Annotated in this window: 9 protein-coding genes; 4 read left to right on the top strand and 5 right to left on the bottom strand. The window is 66.7% G+C overall.

Annotation, left to right across the window (positions count from 1 at the left end; genetic code table 11):
* Positions 1 to 66: 66 nt before the first annotated feature.
* From EV192_RS22115 to EV192_RS22105, 3 genes are all read right to left on the bottom strand, one after another.
* Positions 67 to 3687, bottom strand: a complete 3621-nt coding sequence (locus EV192_RS22115; protein ID WP_132118368.1) for a discoidin domain-containing protein — start codon at positions 3685 to 3687, stop codon at positions 67 to 69.
* A 256-nt stretch (positions 3688 to 3943) separates the two neighbouring features.
* Complete coding sequence (locus EV192_RS22110; RefSeq protein ID WP_243726995.1) at positions 3944 to 5095, bottom strand: CDP-glycerol glycerophosphotransferase family protein; 1152 nt, start codon at positions 5093 to 5095, stop codon at positions 3944 to 3946.
* Between the two features lie 485 nt (positions 5096 to 5580).
* On the bottom strand, positions 5581 to 6795 hold the full coding sequence (locus EV192_RS22105) for an ROK family transcriptional regulator (RefSeq protein WP_132118364.1): 1215 nt from the start codon (positions 6793 to 6795) through the stop codon (positions 5581 to 5583).
* Positions 6796 to 7312: 517 nt separating this feature from the next.
* Between EV192_RS22105 and EV192_RS22100 the strand changes: the two genes are divergently transcribed.
* Both EV192_RS22100 and EV192_RS22095 read left to right on the top strand, forming a co-directional pair.
* On the top strand, positions 7313 to 9022 hold the full coding sequence (locus EV192_RS22100) for an albusnodin/ikarugamycin family macrolactam cyclase (protein ID WP_165960543.1): 1710 nt from the start codon (positions 7313 to 7315) through the stop codon (positions 9020 to 9022).
* An 11-nt stretch (positions 9023 to 9033) separates the two neighbouring features.
* Positions 9034 to 9732 carry a lasso peptide biosynthesis B2 protein gene (locus EV192_RS22095; protein ID WP_243726994.1) on the top strand — a complete coding sequence of 233 codons (699 nt, stop codon included), beginning with the start codon at positions 9034 to 9036 and terminating at the stop codon, positions 9730 to 9732.
* Between the two features lie 28 nt (positions 9733 to 9760).
* Here the strand turns inward: EV192_RS22095 and EV192_RS22090 are convergent, their stop codons facing one another.
* Entirely contained in the window at positions 9761 to 12268 is a 2508-nt protein-coding gene (locus tag EV192_RS22090; protein WP_132118358.1) for an RCC1 domain-containing protein, read from the bottom strand.
* Between the two features lie 583 nt (positions 12269 to 12851).
* Between EV192_RS22090 and EV192_RS22085 the strand changes: the two genes are divergently transcribed.
* Positions 12852 to 13238 carry a hypothetical protein gene (locus EV192_RS22085; protein WP_132118356.1) on the top strand — a complete coding sequence of 129 codons (387 nt, stop codon included), beginning with the start codon at positions 12852 to 12854 and terminating at the stop codon, positions 13236 to 13238.
* A gap of 83 nt (positions 13239 to 13321) precedes the next feature.
* Here EV192_RS22085 and EV192_RS22080 read toward each other — a convergent pair whose 3' ends face one another.
* Positions 13322 to 13651: a hypothetical protein gene (locus tag EV192_RS22080; RefSeq protein WP_132118354.1), complete on the bottom strand. Its 330-nt coding sequence runs from the start codon at positions 13649 to 13651 to the stop codon at positions 13322 to 13324.
* A gap of 398 nt (positions 13652 to 14049) precedes the next feature.
* Here EV192_RS22080 and EV192_RS22075 point away from each other — a divergent pair, with 398 nt between their 5' ends.
* Positions 14050 to 14331, top strand: coding sequence for a hypothetical protein (locus EV192_RS22075; protein WP_132118352.1), 282 nt, complete (start codon positions 14050 to 14052; stop codon positions 14329 to 14331).
* Positions 14332 to 15085 lie beyond the last annotated feature (754 nt).

The following is a 15085-nucleotide window of genomic DNA, read 5'->3' as shown; positions in this document are numbered from 1 at the left end:
GAATGTGGGAACGACGCGAAAGGTGGCTCCCGCCCGGGACGACCGGGAGCCACCTTTCGCGTACTGTCAGTTCCGGATGATGGTGAACGTCGTCGTGGTGTTTCTGACGTCCTGGAAGTTGTTGCCCAGCCTCAGGTTGGTGAAGGTGGCCGTGCCGACCGCCGGGCCCTGTCCTGGTTCCGGCAGCTCGTTGGCCCACAGGCCGAAGCCGGACTTGGCGTCGAACTGGTCACCGCTGCGCTGGGCGCCGGTGATGGACACGTTGGTCAGCACCGAGTCCTGGATCGGGTGCTGCGGTTGGCCGTTGACATAGTTGGTCTGGAACATGATGCCGCTGTACGTCGGATCCACTATGTCCACGTCGGTCACCCGGATCGCGGTGTACGCCTGGCTGGCGGAGAACATCCAGATCGCGCCGAAGGTCTGCGCGCCCCAGAAGTGGCCGCCGTCCCGGACCAGGGAGATGTTCGACAGTTGGGTGGTGCCCGGTCCGAAGTCCCGCATGGGGAAGCCGAAGTTCAGCGAGCTGATCGTGATTCCCGAGTAGGTCAACGTGTCCGCGATGTAGATGTTGCGGAACGTGTTGTTCTGGCCGCCGTACACCGCCAGGCCGGCCGCGCGCCACGGCAGCAGCGCGGTCAGGTTCTCGAAGACGTTCCCGCTCTGGTCGCCGCCGCCCTGGTCGGTGGCCGCGAACAACGCGAAGCTGTCGTCGCCTGTGGTGCGTGCCTCGACGTTCGCCACATGGTTGTTGGTACTGCCGTTGGTCATGTTGACGCCGTCGGCGAAGGTGTCCCGGATCCGCGAGTTCGTGATGGTCACGTTGTGCACGTTCGTGCCCCAGAACATGCAGATCATGTGCTCGACCCAGATGTTGTCGATGGTCAGGTTCGTGACGCCGGTGATGTCGAAGACCTTGCCGGGGCCGTCGATCCGGCTGGTGTAGTTGCCGAAGTACGCGAACCCGGCGAACGTCGAGCCGCCGGCAGCGGCTTCCACCCGGAACCCGACGTCGGTGCCGTCCTGGTTGGCGGGCGCGAGGAACCGGGTGAACCACGGGCCGGCGCCCACCATCCGCACGGCCTTGCCGTACACCTGGAACTTGCCGGACGTCTGGTAGTCACCCGGGGGCAGGTACACGCCGGTCCACGTGCCCGTGGTGTCCATCCGCACCTTGTCCAGGGCGTTCTGCACGTCCTGCTGGCCGAAGCCGGTGGGGGTGGTGTAGTGCGCCGGGTCGGGGTTGCCGGCGGCCGTGGCCTGTTCGAAGTTGACGAAGTCGATGGCGTAGGTCGTGCCGTTGGCCGCGTCCTTCTGCAGCCGGATCTTGCTGTTCGCCGGGACCGTGGTGCCGAGCAGGACGTTGGCCTCGTCGTAGATGTGCCGGGGGCCCGAGCCCGGCGAGTTGTTCGGTGAAGTCTCGTTGCCGTACAGCCACGAGTACTTCGAGGTCAGGTCGATGGCCTTGAGGAACGTCCCGTTCACGAAGATGTCCAAAGTGGAGTTCTGGCCGCCACCACCGGCCGAGTCCGGGATGGCGAACCGAGTCACCAGGGTGTTGGTCGGCTGCGAGGTGGTGAACTCCACCGACGCTCCAGTGTTGTTGAGGGTGACCGCTTTCCGCCCGGACGCTTCACCGGCCAGGTCGCCGATCGTCCTGTTCGGACCGACGACCTGCGCGCCGCCGCCGAGCACACCGTTCTCCGCCTCGACGAACTCGTACGGCATGTTCGCGCCACGCCCGACGAACAACGACACCGTGCTGGTGTTGTTGCCCTGCTTGACGGGCAACTCGTTGGCGTCGTTGGCGATCACGGTCCGCACGTTGTACCGGCCGTTCGCCGCCGTCCACGAGCCGAGGTTGACCGGGCTGGTCGTCGCACCGGCCGCGATCACGCCGCTGGCCGAACCGTTCAGGTTCGCCACGACGTTCCCGTTGGTCGCGTCGGACACCTGAAGCGTGACGTTGTGCGCGCCGCCGGCCGACGCGACCGTGCCCTGGTTCTTGATGGCCACGGTGAAGTTCACCTGGTTGCCCGCGGCCGGGTTGGTCGGCGTCCAGTTCACCGGCGACGCGACCAGGTCCGAACTGGACACCGGGGCGACCACCAGCGCGGCCGGGTTGGTGAAGCTGTTGTTGTTCTCGTTCTGCTCGACGACCTTGCCCGACTCGTCGACCTTCGCGGTCAGCTGGTACGAACCGGCGTTCTGGGTGCCGATGTTCGCCGACACGGTCGCCGAGGCGCCCGGGGCCAACCCGGCGACCTGGGCCGTGCCGACCTTGGTGGTGCCCAGGTAGAAGTTGACATCCGTGGCGCCGGACGGCGACGTTCCCGCGTTGCGGACAGTCGCGCCGGCCGTGATCGAGTCGGTCTCCACCGGCGACGACGGCGTCCAGGACGTGGCCGGGATCGTCAGGTCCGGGTTCGGTCCGGGCACGCCGATGACCTGGAACTCCGCGGCCTGACCGCCGCCCGCGCCCGAGTTGGCCGTGAACTTCAGTTGCACGTCGGCGACGCGCGCGGTCACCGGGATGGTCACCGAGTTGCCGGTGGCCGGGTCGAAGCCGTACTGCCTCGCCGGCACCAGGCTGGTGAAGCCCGCGGCGCTCTGCTCACGGCCGAGGACCTCGATGGTCTGGGTGCGCGGGCCCCAGATGCCGGCCGGGTTCAGCTTCACCACGACCTGACTGGTGTCCACATTGGAGCCAAGTTGGACCGTCAGCATGGTCGGATACGTGCCGCCCGCGCCTTCCCAGTACGTGTTCACGTCGTTGTCGTCGGCGTTGGTCGCCACGAAGTTCTGTGTGGTGGACGAAGCGGTGATCGGCTTGCCGACGGCCAGGTTCGTGCCGCCTCCACCGGAACCCGCGCGAGTGACGCTGTTGCTGTTGCCTGACTGGTTGCCGGCCGCGTCGTGTGCGCGCACGTAGTACGTGACCGTCGCCGTGTCCGGCTGGGTGTCGGTGTATGACGTTCCGGTGACCGAGGTACGCAGGGCGTTGTTGGCGTACACGTCATAGCCGGTGACGCCGACATTGTCCGTCGAAGCGGTCCACGACAGCGCGATCTGCCCGCCGCCTGGTTGGGTGAAGGCGAGGTTGGTCGGCGCGGTCGGTGCCTGGGTGTCGCCGGTGCTCGGGCCGTAGACCTCGAACTCGGACACCTGGCCGGCCGGCCAGCCGGTGTTGGCGGTGATGTTCAGCCGCAGGAACCGGGTGGTGACCGCGGTGTAGTCGATTGTCACGGTGTTGTTGGCCGCCGGGCTGAACTGGTATCCGGCGGACGCGACAACGGTCGTGAAGTTCGTGCCGTCGGTGCTGCTCTGTACGGAAAGCGTCTGGGTACGCGCGCCCCAGTTGGCGGTCGGCAGCTTGAGCACGATCTCGTTGGTGCTGACCGACGCACCGAGATCGAGCTGCAGCCACTGTGGGAACGCGTTGTTGGTGCTCTCCCAGTACGTGCTCTGGTCGCCGTCGTTGGCGTTGCCCGCCACAAGGTTCTGGACGAACCCGCTCGCGGTGGCCGTCTTGCCGAGCGCGAGGTTCGGACCGGCCTGGATCGAGGGCGTGACCTGCTGCTCGCCGAGCTGGCCGGTCGGCGCGCTCGACGGCTGGGCCGCGACCACGGCCGGTGTCGTCAGCAGGGCGAGGGCGAGCAGGGCAGTGGGAAACCGTCTGACGCTCATGCTGGTAGACCTCTCGTCCGAGGGCAGGAGTAACGAGAAGGTTGGATCTTCCGACCTTGTCCGTGGATTTTTCGGCCGAATGTTAGTTTCTTGCGCGCGAGAGTCCAAGCGTTACAGACGTGCTACGGCCACGTCAATGGCCGAAGAGAAGAAGGAAGGCCCGGCGAGCGTCCTGCCGACACCGCACCGGGGCTCGAACGGCGAACAGCGGAGCAACCAGGTCCTTGGCCTGGCTACTCCGCTGCCGTCCGTGGGGTCACTCGTCCCGCACCAGTTGCGGCACCGGCACCGATGGCCACCGGGCGATCATCGGTGGCTCGGCCAGCTCCAACAACCGGTACAGGGTCTGCCGGATGATCACCGCGGACATGCCGTGCGCCGCGGTCACTCGTCGGGCCGCCGCGTCCCACTGCAGCGGGCGGGCCATCAACGCGTCCATCAGCTGTTCCCGCAGGCCCCGGGTGGGGTCCAGGCGTGGGCTGAGCCGCGCGAGCTCTGCCATCACCGAGTTCGGGTCGACCTCGGTCGCCGGGAAATGACTCAACAACAACGGCACGCCGACGCCGGCCGCGTACACCGCGACTGAACTGTGGTCGCCGATCAGCACGTCCGCGCTGGTGACCAGGGCCCGCCAGTCCTCACCGACGTCGATCAGGTCGACCCCGGCGTCCCGCACCTCGCGCAGCCACACCCGCACCTGCCGGGCGCCGTGCTCCGCCCAGACCGCCGGGTGCAGGGTCGCGATCACCTTGTGGTTGGCCGGCAGCTCCGACGGCAGCCGGGTCAACAGGTCCCGCTGGGTCGCCATCAGCGACTGCGGTCCCCAGGTGGAGGCCACGGCCACCAGGATCTGCGAGTCGCGGACACCGAGCTTCGAGCGGTACAGGTCCCGGTCGAGCAACGAGGTCACCAACCGGTCGTAACACGGGTCACCGGCCACCACCGCGTGCTTCAACGACTCCGGGCACTGCCGCGCGAGCGTCTCCAGATGATCCGTGTGCGGCAGCACGATCGCGTCGAACACCGGAACTCCGTTGTGCAGCAACGACTCCCGGTCCAAGCCGTACACCGGGCGGGCGCTGGAGTCACCGGACCAGTCCAGCAACGGCCACAGCTTGTTGTACCCGGCGCCGTGGGGGGCGGCGAACCGGCGCCGCGCGCGGACTCGTTCCATCTGGTGCAGGCTCGCCGAGACCACCAGGTCGAACGACCGCAATGTGGCTTCCCGCCAGGGAATCACCCGCACTTCCAGGTTCTTGAGCCGCTGTTCGACGCCGTCGCCGAGCTCGTCCGGCACCTGGGTGAACACCAGTTGCACCCGTTGGTCGGCTTCGATCAGCGGGATGATGTCCTCCAGACGCATCAGGCTGGCGACCGTGTGCGCCGCGATGAGAACCGTTCGGTCCACATTGACCGTCCGCCATGGCCTGTGCTGCGGTTGCGGCCGATCTGCCGCTGGCGTAACGGAAACAGCCCTCTTGCGGATGATCTCGACCGCGGCGGTACCCCGCTGGCTGGTCCACGAACGGATCTTCTGGATGCTCGGCGGCCGGCTGACGCGCTCCGGCGTTGAGTCAGGTGGGGGATCGTCCGCCTGAAGGCGGCGCGGTAGGATGGCCATTGTTCGTCAAGCCTTTCCTAACTTCCTGATGGGGAGGATCGTCGGACACACTCCGGGCGACTCCTGTTGCAGCAGGGTCGCCCGTTCTCATCGGGCCGGTGGTGATCGACAGGCTCAGCGTTGGCAGCCGGATCAACGGCCGGCACACGCGTCTCAAGACAGGAAGCCGCATCGCCTTCTCCCCTCGAACCCCGTGTTTCGCTAGGGGCTACATCGAAAGCGTACGACTCTTCGAATCGAAGTCAAGAGTCTTGAGGCTCGTAGACTGGTTTTCAAGCGTCCACAGTTCGGTCCGCCTTCAGGGCGAACGCGAGCGCACCGCGGGCACCGGCCAGCAGGCCGAGCTCCGACCCCACCAGCTTGGTCGGCTGCGTGTGGTCGAACATGCCCCGCAGCGAGTACAACCTCATTTCCTGTACCGCCGGTTCGACGAGCAGGTCGGAGGCCCGGCCCAGCTCGCCGCCGAGCACCATCATCTCGGGGTTCATGATGTTGCCGACCCGCGCGAGCGCGATACCGATGTTCCGGCTCGCGTCCTGCAGAACCCGCCGGCACACCTGGTCACCGGCCTTGGCGCGTTCGATCATGCCTTCCAGGCCGGTCGGCAGATCCATCCGGTATCCCGCGTAGGCCTGGCGGACCTGGTCGACCAGCCGGGCGCCGCCGACGATGGTCTCCAGGCAGCCCCGGTTGCCACACCGGCACACCGTGCCCAGCGGGTCCATCGTGAGGTGGCCGATCTCGCTGGCCAGGCCGTGCCGGCCACGGTAGATGAGGCCACCGACGATCATGCCCGCGCCCAGGCCGGTCGACGCCTTGACGAACATCATCGTCTCCGTGCCGCGGCCGGCGCCGTACAGGTATTCGCCGTAGGCGGCCAGGTTGGCCTCGTTGTCGACGATGATGGGAACGTTGGGGAAGTGGTCCTTGAACCGGGTGGCCGGGTCGCCGGTCAGGTCCCAGTCGAGCGACGAGGCCACCTGGGTGACCCGGCTGGTCCGCGGGTCGATGGCGGCCGGGATGCCGAGCCCGATGGACACGATGTGGTCCGCGTCCAGCCCGGTCGCGCCGGCCACCTCCCGGATCAGCCGGGCGCTCTCCCGGACCCAGACGTTGCCGCCCTGCTCGGCGCCGAAGTCCGCGGTCTCGTACTCGATGGAGGACGTGTCGACGCGGCGGGCGGCGACGGTCAGGCCGTTGTGGTTGACCTCCACCCCCACCGCGACCCCGCGCACGCCACCGAGCCGGAGCTTGTTGCCCCTGGCGCCCTCACTGTTGTCCACCCGCAGGATGTTCTCCTGCTGCAGCTCGTTCACCAGGCCCGAGACGGTAGCCTGGGAGAGTTCGGTGAGCCGGGCGATCTGCACCTGGGTGCCGGGTTCGACCATGACCGCGCGAATGATCTTGCGTCGGTTCGCGTCCCGCAGGGAGTCCGAGGGCTTCCACAACAGGGCCCGGGCGTCGTAGGTCGTACTGCTTGATGTCACCCGACATCTCCTCAAGCTTCAATTTGAACGCGACACGACACGCATGTCGTGCCGTGCGCAACTTTAGCCACGGCGATGACGGCTCGTCAAGTTGAACAATACCCTGATACGAACCGCTTGGACCGGGCTATCGAACAAATGGGAAAGAGCCTTCCATGCCGACGCCTCCAATAACCCGAACGGTGCAACTTTCTACCCTGGTGAGTGACACAAGACGCTCGGTACGCTTAACTCATTGTAAAGCCGCGTACGACTGTCCGAATTAGAGCATAGGAGGTGGCTGGTGGCCGACGAGGGTGTCAACACTCAGTGTGAGGTACCGCGGAACGAAACAGACTACGAACCGCCGGCCGTGTTCGATTTCGGACATATCTTTACCATTACCCACGGAAATGCCAACGGCTCAGGCGACGAGAGCGCCCAGCGGTACAACTGACCGTTCGTTGTCGGTCTGAATCAGGGCATCCGAGGGGCTCGGGTGAATTTTGTCGGCATCTGGAGGAGTCCAACCGCGAGCGTGGCGGTCCTTTCGGCGACCCCGGGTCCGGAAACACGGACGATCACCGTCCCCGGCGTCGAGATGATCGTTATCGGGCACTGCCTGGCGACCGACGCACTCCTGGCGGACGGCTTGACGGCAGTGCGGGTGACCGGAAAACCGCGACAGCTGACCGAATGGCTCGGTTGTTACTCGCTCGCGTTGCTTTTTTCGGATGAAGTCACCTTGATCGCCGACCCGGTCGGCCAGTTCCCGCTGTACGTGTGCGACGTGCCGGACGGCGCCCTGTTCGGCACGAACGCCACGGACATCGCCGCGCGGGCGAACGCCCGGCTCGACCGGATCCACATCGCCGCCGGTCTCATTTGTCCCGGCGCACTGGAAGTGTCCGACTATCGAACGCCATTCCATCAGGTGAAACAAATACCGCCCGGACACCTCGTCCGTACCGGCTATTCGGGCCGCCAACTGGAGAAATTCGACCCGGTCGAGCCCGACAAAGACCTGACGTTCGCCGACGCGGCCGAACGGCTGCGATTATCGCTGACCGCGGCGGTCTCGGCACGTGCCACCGAAACGCCGTTCATGACGACGGATTTCAGCGGCGGCATCGATTCCACCTCGCTTGCCCTGCTCGCACACGGGTGGAACCACGGGGTTAAGGGACTTACTTACCGGAGTCCAGCCAACCCGGTTCACGACGATCCGGTCCGCGCCGAGAACTACCTGCGGTTCGCCCCTGGACTGCGTCATCACTGGGTCGACGGGACCGCCGAAGACCTGCCCTACCAGGACCTCGTGCCGGCGCGCGACGATCCGCACGTCTCGTCGATCGCCACCGGCCCGCTCCGCGCCCGCCTCCGTCTCGCCGCCGAGCTGGGCTCGGCCGTCCATCTCGTCGGCGAGGGTGGCGACGTGGTCCTCGGCGCGCCTCCGGCGTACCTCGCCGACCTCGCCCGACGGGGTGACATGGGCGCCCTGTGGCGCCACTGCGTCGCGTGGGCACGTATCCGCCAACGCTCACCGCTCGCCCTGGCTCGCCACGCGGTCGCGCTCGCGGCAACGAGCCGGCGACGCGCCCTGCTCATGTTGGCCGCGTCTGTCGGCCGCGCGACGGTGCCCGGGGAGCCGCTCTGGGAGGCGGAGGCGATCGGCTACTGGGATGTCCCGCAGACCCACTGGCTTGCCAAGCCCGCTCGCGCGGAGCTCGCCGCCCACATCCACGCGGTGGCGGACAGGACGTTCGACACGATGGGTGTCGGCGACATCGTGGCCCGCGGCCAACTCCGCACCCAGGTGCTCACCCAACGGGCGGTCCGCCATGTCGGCGACGAGTTCGGGATCGCCGTGCACGCGCCGTTCCTGGACAGCGAGGTCGTCCGCGCCTGCCTCTCGTTGCCGGCGTTTCGACGTGTGGATCCGACAACACCCAAGCCCTTGCTGCGAACGGCGTTGTCGGGTCTGGTGCCGGAACCCGTACTGACCCGCCCCACCAAAGGCGACTACACGCGCAGCGCCTACCTGGGTATCCGCCGGGCCGCGCCGGCGCTGCGGCGGCTGCTGGCCGACTCGGCCGCCGCCGACCACGGCCTCATCAACCCCGTGCCTGTCCGTGCCACGCTCGAAGGCGCCGTGCAGGGGCTGCCGACGCCGTGGGGTGCCTTGAACCAGGTGTTCGCCGTCGAAGTGTGGCTGCGTGACGTGTCCCGAAAGGTAGCCGGAGTTTGAACGAGTTCACTGTGCCTTCGACCGTGCACGCCGCGACGGACGGCAACGGTGACCTCGTGCTGCTCAACCAGGTGACCGGCCACTGGCACAAACTGAACCGCACCGGCACGGACTTCTTCCATGCGCTCTCCTCGTCGGTCGACCTGGACGAGGCGGTGAACGTCCTGGCCGACCGCCATCCCCACATCCCGGCCGAACGCATCCGGCACGACGTCGAGCAGCTTGTCCGCGCCCTGGTCGCCCGCGGCCTGCTTGTCCTGGCGGAGGACCTGAAGCGCAGCGCGGCCGCGGTCCTGATGACGGCCCAGAAGCCCACCGGCCGGATCACCTCCGGTCAACGCGCGGCCGCCCTGGTGGCGTTCCTGATCGCCCTCGTCCTGCTCCGGCTGCCCTTCCGAATCGCGACGAACACCGTCATCCGGCTGCGGAAAACCCTGGCCCACAAGGACGCCACGGTGCCCGAGGCAGAGTCCGCGCTGTCCGCGGCCCACCGGATCACACGCGCCTACCCAGGCCGAGTGGCCTGCCTCGAACTGTCCTTGACAGCCGTCCTGACAGCCGCCCTCCAGCGCCACCGGGTGGACTGGTGTTTCGGCACAGCCGTGGACCCCCAGACCTTCCACGCGTGGATCGAAGTACGCGGCGAGCCGGTCACCGACCCACTGGACGCGCCGATCCCGCCCACCTACCGGAAAGTCCTGACCGTGTGAGCCGGGATCACCAACGGGGTGGCACGTTTCAGCTCGTGACGGCGTACCCGGTCCAGCCGCCGACGCCGATCGCGGTCACCCCTGACAGGCCGGCGACCTGCGTCGGAACCGAGGAGTCAGTGGGCCTGCCGACCTGGCCGTACCGGCTGCTGCCCCAGGTCCACACCGTTCCGTCCGGCAGCAGCGCCTCGGCGAACAGGGCACCGGCGGCCAGATCGGAGACGCCGGCGAGCCCGGAGACAGCGACCGGGGACGGCACAACGCAGTTCGCGCCGTCGGCATGGTTGACACAGTCCTGGCCGAAGGTCCCGTTGCCGACCTGGCCCTCGAAGTTCCAGCCCCAGGCCGACACCGAGCCGTCCGCCTTGACCGCGTAGTCGGTGGACAGGCCGCCGACGATCCGCTTGACCCCGGTCAGCGCCGGGATCTTCACCGGGGACAGCGCGACACAGTCGGGCAGGGTCCGGTTCTGGTAGCAGGCCGACCCGCCCTGCGTGCCGAGAGCCAACTGGCCTTCCGCGTTCCAGCCCCACCCGTACACCGTGCCGTCCGAGGTGATCGCGTACGCGGTGTTCCATCCGGCCGCGATGGACACGACATTGGTCAGGCCCGGGACCTTCTGCGGGCTGAGAGTCCGGCATCCTTCGGCGACCGGCAGCGTGTCACAGCCCGTGCCGAAGTCGCCGTTGCCGAACAGTCCGCCGTTGATGCCGGTGACCCACACCGCGCCGGACGTGTCCAGGAAGAACCCGCTGCCGAACGCGCTGGCGACCTGCTTGATCGGCGGCAGGCTCCAGATCTGGATCGGGTAGTTGTAACCGCCGCTTGGGTCAATGCCCATCCCGCGCTCGCCGTTCGCGCCGTAGCCCCAAGAGAACGGCCGTGACGTGGAGACCGCGTACGCGGTCCAGCCGACCGAGACGAGTGCGGACGGGGTGTCGAGACTGGTGCCCGTACTGTCCACTTTCACCGGCACGGTCGACATGCCGTTGTCCCAGTCATTGGCCAACTGGCCAACCGCGTTGTCACCCCACGACCGGGTCGTGCCGTCGGCGAGCACCGCGTACCCGTTGGTGTTGTCGCCCGTGATCAAGGTGACGCCGGACAACCCGGCCATCTGTCCCGGCGTGCTGCTGTAGCCGCCAGTGGTGCCGTTGGCGAGCTGGCCGAACGCGTTGCTCCCCCAGGCGTAGGCACATTGGCTGGTGCAGGGCGCCGCTGGCGCGGCTCCGAAGTAGCCGGCCAGGTCCAGGATCAGGTCGACATGGCCCTGGCTGTTGTACAGGTCCACCTGCTGGCTCTGCCGATCGAGCTGGGCGACCGCCAGGTTCGGCGCGGTCTGCCCGGCCGCCAGGTTCAGGTTGGACGCGTTGGGGCGGCCCTGCCCGGTCGGCCACATAGTGATGTACGTCGGGTCGGTCGGCCCGGTGCCGGTGAGGTTCGCGACGACAGCCGTGGCCGTGGGCGGCAGCCAGCGTCCAAGCGACACGGTCTTGCGGCTATCGGGGCCAACGGCAACGGGGTCGTACCGCGTGTCCAGCACCCGTTGGGGAGCGAGCTGGAAGAACGCGTCCCCCACACCGGGGGCGTAGTAGCCGGCCAGGTCGGCGAGCAGGTGGATGACGCCTTGGTCGTTGTACAGATCGACTTTTCGGTCCTGGCCGAGCGTCACCGTGACCAGGTTCGGTGTGATGGCGCCCGGACCCAGGTTGAGGTTCGAGGCGACGGGCCTCGGAGTGCCGTGTGGCCAGGCGGTCACGAAGGTGAACTGGCTCGGCAGGATGCCCGTCAGGTTGAACGTGACCGCGGTGGCGGAGGCAGGCACCAGTGTTGAGACGTCAACAGTGACCGTGCCGCCCGCACCGACCCCGCCCGTGCCGTTTCGGGTGTCCAGCACCCGGACCGGCACCCGGGAGGTGTAGCCCGCGCCTTGCTGAGGGGCGTAGTAGCCGGCCAGGTCGGCGACCAGATCGACACTGCCACTGTCGTTGTACAGCCGTACCTTGCCGCTCGGGCTGACGGCCACAGTCGTCAGGTTCGGCCGGATGTCCCCTGGCGCCAGGTTGAGGTTGGAAGCCAGCGGCTGGCCATCACCGTCCGGAAACACGGTGATAAAGGTGGCGTTCGTCACGTCGGTGCCGGTCACGTTCAGCACCACAGCCGTCGCGGAAGCCGGCACCCGCCCGGACAGATCAAGCACAATGGACGACCGCGGGCCGACCGGGCCACGCACCCCACCGGTGCCATTGCGCGTATCCAACACACGCGTCGGCGCCAACGGCGTGTACAACGACCCAGCCGGAGCACCCGAGACAGCTGCGGACGCCTTGGCCTCACGCTTCGCACCGGTGGAAACCGGTGTCGCGGCCATCATCGCCGCCCGCGCCTCACGCAGACCACGTGTCGGCGCCTCGGGCAGGCTGGACGTATCGCGACCAGGAGCGGCGACCGCCTGAACCGGCACGATCCCCACCGCTGTGACCAACAGAGCGAGGATCACAGTCAGCCAGTGAGCAGTGAACAAACGGTGGCGCATCGGGCGATCTCCCCCAGCCAAAAGCGACCAACGACACGACAGTAGAGCAGGCAATTTACTGGCCGTCGCGGGTCGTTGGCCAGAGCCAACCGGCCCAACAATGCCCCTTTCCGGCGCACCGGAAAGGGCCTGATCATTGTGAGTGGAGCCGCCTAAGGGAATCGAACCCTTGACCTACGCATTACGAGTGCCAGAAGGGTTGTCACCGGCAGTACCTGCCGGTGACACCCGGTCTCTCTCAGTGCAGGTCAGCGCGGTAGTCCGTCCCACGGCATACCCGCCCGACACTCGAACTCCCTGAACGTTCGGGCAACCATCCGGGCAACCACGAGAGACCCCAAGACCACCATCGGCAAGATCAAGTCTTGGGGAGATCCACCATGATCCACAGCACAACCTCCACCCCTCCCGCTCCTGACGGGCCGCCCACGAGCATGCCCCAGACCCGGCGCGCAGCGCCCACTCAGAGCCCGACTACATCGCCCACGAACTGACCCTCCGCCTCGCCCGAAGCCGAGTCGTCATCAACCGCGAGGTCGTCATCAGACCCACCGACGCCGGTGACTCAGGCGAACGACCGGACATGAAGATCGACCTACTCGGCACTGAGCTAGAGGTACCCAACCCAACGGTGATCAGCGTCCCCATCGAAATCAAAGGCGCCTGGCACAAGGACCTCCTCACTGCACAGGACATCCAGCTCGCCCAACGCTACCTGGAAGACCTCCACACAACCGACGGCATCTACCTCGTCGCTTGGTTCACTCTCGAACACTGGAACATCCTCGCCACCAACGACAGACGCAAGACCAAAGCGACCAAACACAAGTCAGCGACGCGCCTTCTGCACATCTTGCGAACCCAGGCAGCCGGTATCCAGTCCGTCGCCGGCAGACTCGTCATCACCGTTCCACGGTCCACAACACCCGACGACCGCATCACCAAGACAGTCAAGCGTCACACGGGCTGACAGGCTGTATCACCACCCGCTGATATCTAGCCCACTCATCCGCCTACTTTGTACTGCATGTCAGAGATTCACGGGTAGCGCGGTTACCACGGTAGCCGGCGTTTGCGTGCGGTGAATACGAGTTGATGGGCGAAGAGGCGTTCACGATGGCTGTAGGCAGGGGCGACGACGAACCGGATGGGGTCGTTAGCCGAGCAGTGTTCCCACGGCTGTTGGTAGGTGGAACAGATCAGCGCTCCTGGCCGGGCGGAGAAGTCCCAAATGTCGGCAGCGTCAACTGTGGTCGGGATCCGGTCGTTGATGGCGCGCATTGCGCCTGCCCAGGCCTCTGGATCAAGTCCGAAGGCGAAGCATTTGTAGGTGATGCTGGTCTCTGGCCGGGTGATCAGTTCTCGGCACATGGTGCTGACCATGGTCGCGACCGCTTCGGCGGTGACGCGGCCAGGTTGGCTTGCCAGATGCTCTCGGGCCAGGTGCTGGATGTCCTGCCGTACCAGGTGACCGAATCGCTCGGCGGCGGCCGTATGTGCGTTGTGGTCCGCGAGTACCGCCTCTGCTTGCCCGCAGGCGGCGAGTCCTGTGCAGTGTGCGTCTGGTTCTGTGCTTCGGAAACCGCCGATGCGATGCCTCCCTGTCTGGTCACCTGCCGATTGCAGCCTCGTCGAGTGCGCGCATGTTCTCTCGATGTCGCAGGTAATGCACCCAGCCGTTGAACAGCAGACCAACCACTCCGAATACGAGTACGACGGGCCAGGAAGCGCCGAAGGGTGCCGAGTTCCGCTCGATTGTCGTCAGGCCGCAAGGAGTTGTGGTGACTGTCCACAACAAGGCGGAGGCATCCGTGAAGATCTCACGTCGCACCTTTACCTGTTGTTGTGGTGGATGTGGTTTCGGTGGGCTGAGCGATGCTGAATCCTTCGCAGAGGACAGGCCACTGCTGTTCCAGTGCAGCGCGCTGATTTTCGTACTCGCCTTGGTCGTTGCCACCCACATCAGCGGATTGACGTACCTGGCGTTCGGCGGGCTTGCGTGCGCCGGCATTGCCGGTATCGGCGCCTTCTCGGCCGCGACCTACATTCGGGTATCAGGATAGTCGAACGTCACCGGGCCCGGCACGTCGTGTGGAATGATCCGCATCACGCCACTGATCGCAGGCGCTATCGAGCTGGCCGACGTGATCGCGGCATTGTGCACACGGCGGCCGCTGTTTCATTCCGAAGCGGGACTTCCAGCACGCCTTTGCCCAGGTCCTGTACTCGCTCGACCCGGCAGTGGACGTACGACTCGAGGTGCCCTGTGCGGTCCCCGCGCGTGCGGGCGGTGACTTCGAACGCTGGCATGTCGACATGATGTGCCGCAGCTCGGCCGGGCGCACAGCCGTCGAGTTCAAGTACGCCACCAGCACGTGGTCCGGCGACGATCTCGCAACCGGCGACACCTTCCAGTTACGCAATCACGCCGCCGCCGACCTCGCCCGCCGGAACTCAACAACGCGCCCCGCCTCTGGCAGCCCTCTGTCGACTCTGGCCTGGCCCTGTCTCTCCGATGTCTCTGCTGGTTAGACAGCTAGCGGCCTCGCAGGTCCAGCGCCGACTACGCGATGGCCAGAGCCCGGTCACGTAACCCGCAGTGGATATCCAAGGTGGACGTGACGGCCTCTGTGGTGCCGTCGTTGAGTCGCCGTGGTGTGCCGGCCGGGGGCGCCGTCTGCTCCTTGGCCACGGACAGCGGACTTGCGAGACTAGTTCTGGCGGTGGCGTAGGTGCGTTGCCAGCCGGAGAGCTTGCTGGTGGATCAAGCGCGAGTGTACGGGCGGTGAGCCGGCGCAGATCGCCTGAGATCTGACA

Source organism: Actinocrispum wychmicini (genome assembly GCF_004345645.1).
GTDB classification, from domain to species: Bacteria; Actinomycetota; Actinomycetes; order Mycobacteriales; family Pseudonocardiaceae; genus Kibdelosporangium; species Kibdelosporangium wychmicini.
The sequence above is the reverse complement of the archived record's forward strand: the minus strand, read 5'-3'. Positions and strand labels throughout refer to the sequence as shown.